Source organism: Frankia sp. Cppng1_Ct_nod, assembly GCF_920656135.1.
Taxonomy (GTDB): Bacteria; Actinomycetota; Actinomycetes; order Frankiales; family Frankiaceae; genus Protofrankia; species Protofrankia meridionalis.
Genome location: NZ_CAKKTK010000135.1, coordinates 1 through 5,256, shown reverse-complemented (window position 1 = coordinate 5,256; position 5,256 = coordinate 1). Strand labels below are relative to the sequence as shown.

The following is a 5,256-nucleotide window of genomic DNA, read 5'->3' as shown; positions in this document are numbered from 1 at the left end:
GAAATCACGAGACACTAGCTGTCCTCGATCGTCGAACACACCTGGTCGGTCTCCTGGACAGGTGGGAGCCCACCCTTGTTTCCGTCGGCGAGCAAAGCGTTGTCGACGTCGAGGTTGAAACCGGGGGTGCGGTTGTACAGCTCCCAGCGAACAGTTCGGTGAGACCGGGAGAAAGTCGCGTCGCCGTTGCCGACCACGATGTCCGAGCCGTCGAGCCGCAGGTGGTACCAGCGGCCGTCCGACGGCAGGTCACAAAGCACGGACTGCGATTCCTCCCCAGCGGTGCCCGGGTCTCCCCAAACCGCAAGGACCGCCCGACAGCTCCCCTGCTTGACCGGGCAGCGGACCAGCGCCTCGGCGACGACGTTCGTCCGGCTGGTCACAGGCATCCCGATGTCCCGGTACAGCGAGACCTGGTTGGAGCGGCCGCCGTTGAATTCGACGAAACAGGTGCTGCGATAGCCGCCTCCGGTACAGTGTTGTGACCGGTTGGTGTCCGCCGGCTCCAGAACCGAGTAGTGCGCCCAGGGGTTGGACTCGAAATCGCCGTCCGCCAAGAGGTTTGGAGGTTTCGGCCACGGATCGACCACCCCGAGAATCACCAGAATGCCAGCACTCAGGGCAATGACCACCGCCAGTCCTCCGGCGATCGCGCTGACATGTCGCCACCGCCGCGGCACAGGTTTGGAATCCGGTGGGGCTGGAGATGCCACCAGCGGCTCCTCCGCCACCGGGTCAGAGGATCGTTCGCCCGCGCCGGGCACCCCATCGGTGAGCCGGAGCAGGATCCCCGACCGTGACGTCCACCCCGGCCCGTAACTGCCGGTCGCCGCCCCGGCGAGCGCGACCGCGAACGCCCGCGCCGAGGCATACCGCGCCGCCGGATCCTTTTCCAAAGCACGCATGACCACCTCGGCCACCGGGGCCGGCACGCCCGACAACGACGGGGGCGTGGCATGAATACGATGGTGATACAAGACGTAGGGTGGCAAATCCTGATCGAACAGCGGGCTCCCGGCCAGCAGCTCGTACAGAACCACCCCGAGGGCGTACAGGTCGCTGGCCGGCCCCAGCCGGCCGCCGGTGAGCTGTTCGGGGGCCATGTACTTCGGTGTCCCGATAATCGCGCTCGCCGTGGACGCCGCCCCGGCGAAGACCTTCGCGACGCCGAAGTCGCTGACCTTGAGCAGGCCGGCGGCGTCGAACAGGATGTTGTCCGGCTTGATATCGCGGTGCAGCACCCCCTGGGCATGCATGTAGGCCAGCGCCTCGGCGACGGCCAAGCCGACCGCGCAGGCCCCCTCCGCGCTCATCCCCGGCTGCCGGCTGGTCAGGGTCCCCCCGTTCAGCAACTCCATGACGATCAGAAAAAGGCCTTCGGCCTCGGCATACTCATGGACCCGGACAATATGGGGATGGTCCATTTTGGCGAGTACCCGCGCCTCTGTCCGGAACCGGACCAACGCATCTTCGCCCGCCGCGGACAACACTTTGATCGCGACATCGCGGTTCAGGTGGCGGTGCCGGCCCGCCAGCACCAACCCGAACGCACCGGAACCCCGCTCGGCACCCAGTTCATAACCGGGCAGCGCCGCCGCGACCCGCGCCCGGTCAACGAGCATGCGCGGATGGTCGCCGGTTACCTGCGACCCCGACCCCTACCAGCGCAAAATCGCCCATTACCGCCAGTGTAATACGATCATCATCACCATCACCCCACCATTCGCGGGCACCCCCACCGAAGACCGACAGACACGACCAGGCCCGTTGTCGGCACCACGGCCCGGAGGGAGGGAGTATCTCGGCTATCCCGCTCACGGTGTGGTAATGGCATCGCCGCAGGCACACGCACCCGCTCGTCAGTCCCAGGATGTGAGCTATCAGCGTTCGTCAGCCAGCAGCGCGGCCGCGTCGGTGGGGTTCATGAGATTGGACCAGGCTTGTATCGTCGATGGCGCGGATCCGCTCATGTTTGGCGTTCGCCTCGGCGAACTGATCGGAGGCCTTCGCCAGCAGCGGATGTTCGACATCCTCCAGCAGGCGCGTGACCGGCGGAACCGGCAGATCCAGGTCCTCTTGCAGGCAACGCAGAGTAGGACGGGCGCGGCGCATCAGGGGTCTTCCCCTCGGCTCACGCGTCGATCCCGCCGACCGCGTCGATCTCCTCCGCGGTCAAACCGGTCAGCAGCATCACGTCCGCCTTCAGCGAGCCGTCGAGAACCTTCATCGCCGCGATCATCCCAGCGCGGAGCTCTTCCCGCCGCTGCTCCAGATACGCCCGGACCGCCTCAGCGACCAGATCCTTCTTCGTCACACCGAGGAAATGCGCACCCTGACTGATCAACTTGTCGGTCTCCGGATCCACCTTCAACGGAGACTGCCGGGAAACCCCCGTCGTCGTTCCCACCACGATGACCACCACCTCTCACTCGACCAGAGTACCCAAGTACCTCAAGGCACACCTCCTCACTCGACCCACTCTGCCTCCAACATCTGCACCTCCGGTCATGATGCCCGTGACAGGCAGCAGGACCCGAGCGAGCGAGTCGATGAGTGCGTGTTCGCAGGTCCGGAGTCGCGGTACTGATCGTCAAGTCGCGCACACCGCCACGCCCTCGCCTGCCCACGCGACTGGGCGCATCGTCAACCACCTGATGCTGACCGGCTATGACGTCTCCACCCGGCCTCGACCGCGCTCGAAGCGGGTCTCAGGCGGGCTCGGCACCCAGTTCGTAGCCGGGCAGCGCCGCCGCGACCCGCACCCGGTCAACGAGCATGCCCGGGTGGCCGCCGGTAACCGGCGACCACGACCCCTACCAGCACAAAACCGTCCATTACCATCAGTGTAATACGATAATCATCACCATCACCCCACCATTCGCGGGCCGTCCGTTCGGTTTCACCGACGTGGCGGCAGTAATGCGAGATGCTCCGGGCCTACCAGACCGAACCGCAGGGCCACGGCAACAAGCGTGTCCCGCTTGGCGGTGCCACGACCGGCACCCGACTGCTCGAGCGGACGGGTACGAAGCTTGTAGCGGGCCAGATAGTCGATGTGGTAAGTGACCCCTGCCGAGGTCAGAGTCGGCTGTCGACGGTCAAACCCGAGCCGTTCGACGACCTGGGTGGTGGTGGGTACGACCGCGCTGGTCGCGTCCCGCAGCCGTGGTTCGCACAGGGCGACAAGCACCTGGAAATACCGGGCGCTTTCGTCCAGGCTGAACGCGTCCACGGTCGGTTCGCTGTTGGAGCCGGAGACCCGGCCGACCCCGGAAGCCACGAACGCATGTCCGGGCGCAAAGACGGTGATACCGCAGCCGCCGGTGGGTGTCGGGAGGACGATCCGCGCCAACTCGAACGGGATGGGCGCCGCGAGCCTGCGGGGCGCGACCCGGACATGCTCGCCGCCGCCTTCAATGTTGTCGACCACATAGGATCTCGTGCTGCTGAAATTGGTCAGCGTCCAATGGTCGGAGACAGCCGCGATCTCTCCGGCAAGCCGCGAGATCCCCGGGTTCGACAGCACAAGGTCCACATCGATTCCGGGAGCGCCACGACCGAACGTGAGCGTCTGCCCCGCGACAATCTTGTGGTGTTCACCCGCTTCGCCGGTATCTATCGGCTCTGAGGATTTCTGCACAACCAGGTAGCTCACACTGCCCTCCGGGCGAATCGTACAGCCCAGTAGCTATCCGTAGCAGCGCGCGACCGTAGCATCCCCAGCACGCTCGGTAAGACTACTTCGGACGTATCCGACGTGGGCCGGGTCGCATAACCGCAGACATCCACCAACATGGGCAATGATCGATCACTGCCAGTACCACGGAGACCCGGTACGCCAAGATCTCCCAATGTAGTACACATAGCCCGGCAGACACACTCCGTCAACCCTCTGACCTTACAGGGTCACAAGTCGGACGCACTGCCCTACCGTCCTACCGTGTACAGCCGAGCCGGAACCGCCGCGGTGTCGACTCGATAAGCGCTGTGCCCCGAAATTCGGCTGCGATCGAGGCATGCTTGCCGGCTGTGTCTGATTAAGGGGGTCGATGCGATCTGCGCCTGGGACCTGCGCCCCGCGGTGTCGACAGGTAGGCGGCCGACCAGGCCACGCACGCTCAGCTACTGATCAAAGAAAGTGCGAAAGTCGAGTCATGGAGGAAGAATGTTGAAGCAGGCACGAACGAGGACGTTGCGGCTGTGTGTCGTACTCACCATCGCCGCAGCGGTCGGTTTTCTAGCGCCCGCTACGGCCGAGGCCACTCCGACGGGTTGCTCCACCGGAACTTTGGGGCCCGATATCGCGTGGGCTCAGTGTCAGGGCGGAACGGGCCAGTACTACGTACGGACTTTGTGCGTATCGATCAATCCATTTCAGAGCAGCTATTGGAAGAACGGCCCGTGGCGGAGCCCCAACGGCATCAGCTACGCCGACTGTGGCACGACATTTGTGTGGTATGCGAAACGGATCGGGTACGTCACATTCTCATCGGTGTAGAGCGCTTCCGGAACCCGATATCGGTCGGCGCGGCGGGCGATGCGCGGCGTCCGGACGAAACTGATCCGGTCGGGTCGGGGTCAGCGGCTTCGCCGTTGACATACTCGGCCGGGACGTGGGTGCACTATACGTTGTCGGGCTCGCCTCTTGAGTTTCGCGGTTACGCCGCCTCGGTGTCCCAGGCCAGACGGATGGCGTGGATTTCCGCCGGCCTGGATTTTTCACCGGGATGACGGGCTCATCCCCTTGATCCCAGCCCCGTCGTTTTGATCATGGTTTCCTGTTCGTGGGTGTGGTCGGAGTCCGACTGTCGCGTCGGGGGCGCCGGGTTCCACGTTCCCGGGGGGTCCTTTCCTGGTCGGCGGGTCGTTGATGGCCTGGTCAGGTCGGCACGGGGATGACTTTGATCGCTTGCCAGGCGTGCAGGAGGTCATCGAGCCAGGGCCGGTCGGCGCGTAGGTGGAGCCGCCGTTTACGTTGGCCGCGGGTGAAGCGGGCGGGGAGGTATAGCAGCCGGTAGCGCAGGAGTTTCGGGGCCGCGTCACGTAGCTCACCCGCTGGTAGCGCCAGGTGGCGAAAGCAGGCGAGCAGGTTCACGGCGAGGCCCACGACCTGCGTCCACGCCACGTTGATCTTCCAGTGTCGCGACGGCCACCGGTTCAGGCCCAACGCCTTGGCCTGCTTTGCCGGCACGAATGCAGCGCTGGCCCTCAGAGCCCGAGGCTAACGACGTTAGATAAATCTTGATTTTGGTCGAA

At 65.0% G+C, this 5,256-nt stretch carries 5 protein-coding genes; all 5 read right to left on the bottom strand.

Features of this window, described 5'->3' with window-relative positions:
- Window positions 1-14: 14 nt before the first annotated feature.
- Window positions 15-1,622, bottom strand: a complete 1,608-nt coding sequence (locus tag NBW77_RS21650) for a serine/threonine-protein kinase (RefSeq protein ID WP_131745728.1) — start codon at window positions 1,620-1,622, stop codon at window positions 15-17.
- A 268-nt stretch (window positions 1,623-1,890) separates the two neighbouring features.
- Entirely contained in the window at window positions 1,891-2,112 is a 222-nt protein-coding gene (locus NBW77_RS21645) for a hypothetical protein (RefSeq protein WP_131745727.1), read from the bottom strand.
- A 19-nt stretch (window positions 2,113-2,131) separates the two neighbouring features.
- Window positions 2,132-2,410, bottom strand: coding sequence for a hypothetical protein (locus NBW77_RS21640; RefSeq protein ID WP_242605641.1), 279 nt, complete (start codon window positions 2,408-2,410; stop codon window positions 2,132-2,134).
- A gap of 489 nt (window positions 2,411-2,899) precedes the next feature.
- Window positions 2,900-3,655: an FHA domain-containing protein gene (locus NBW77_RS21635; protein ID WP_207386864.1), complete on the bottom strand. Its 756-nt coding sequence runs from the start codon at window positions 3,653-3,655 to the stop codon at window positions 2,900-2,902.
- Window positions 3,656-4,879: 1,224 nt separating this feature from the next.
- A complete protein-coding gene (locus NBW77_RS21630; protein WP_165485872.1) occupies window positions 4,880-5,191 on the bottom strand; it encodes a transposase in 312 nt (103 codons plus the stop codon).
- Window positions 5,192-5,256 lie beyond the last annotated feature (65 nt).

What these genes read in the sequence shown, in the direction of transcription:
- NBW77_RS21650 (WP_131745728.1), bottom strand. Translation starts at nt 1,622, where the DNA reads ATGCTCGTTGACCGGGCGCGGGTCGCGGCGGCGCTGCCCGGTTATGAA.
- NBW77_RS21645 (WP_131745727.1), bottom strand. Translation starts at nt 2,112, where the DNA reads ATGCGCCGCGCCCGTCCTACTCTGCGTTGCCTGCAAGAGGACCTGGAT.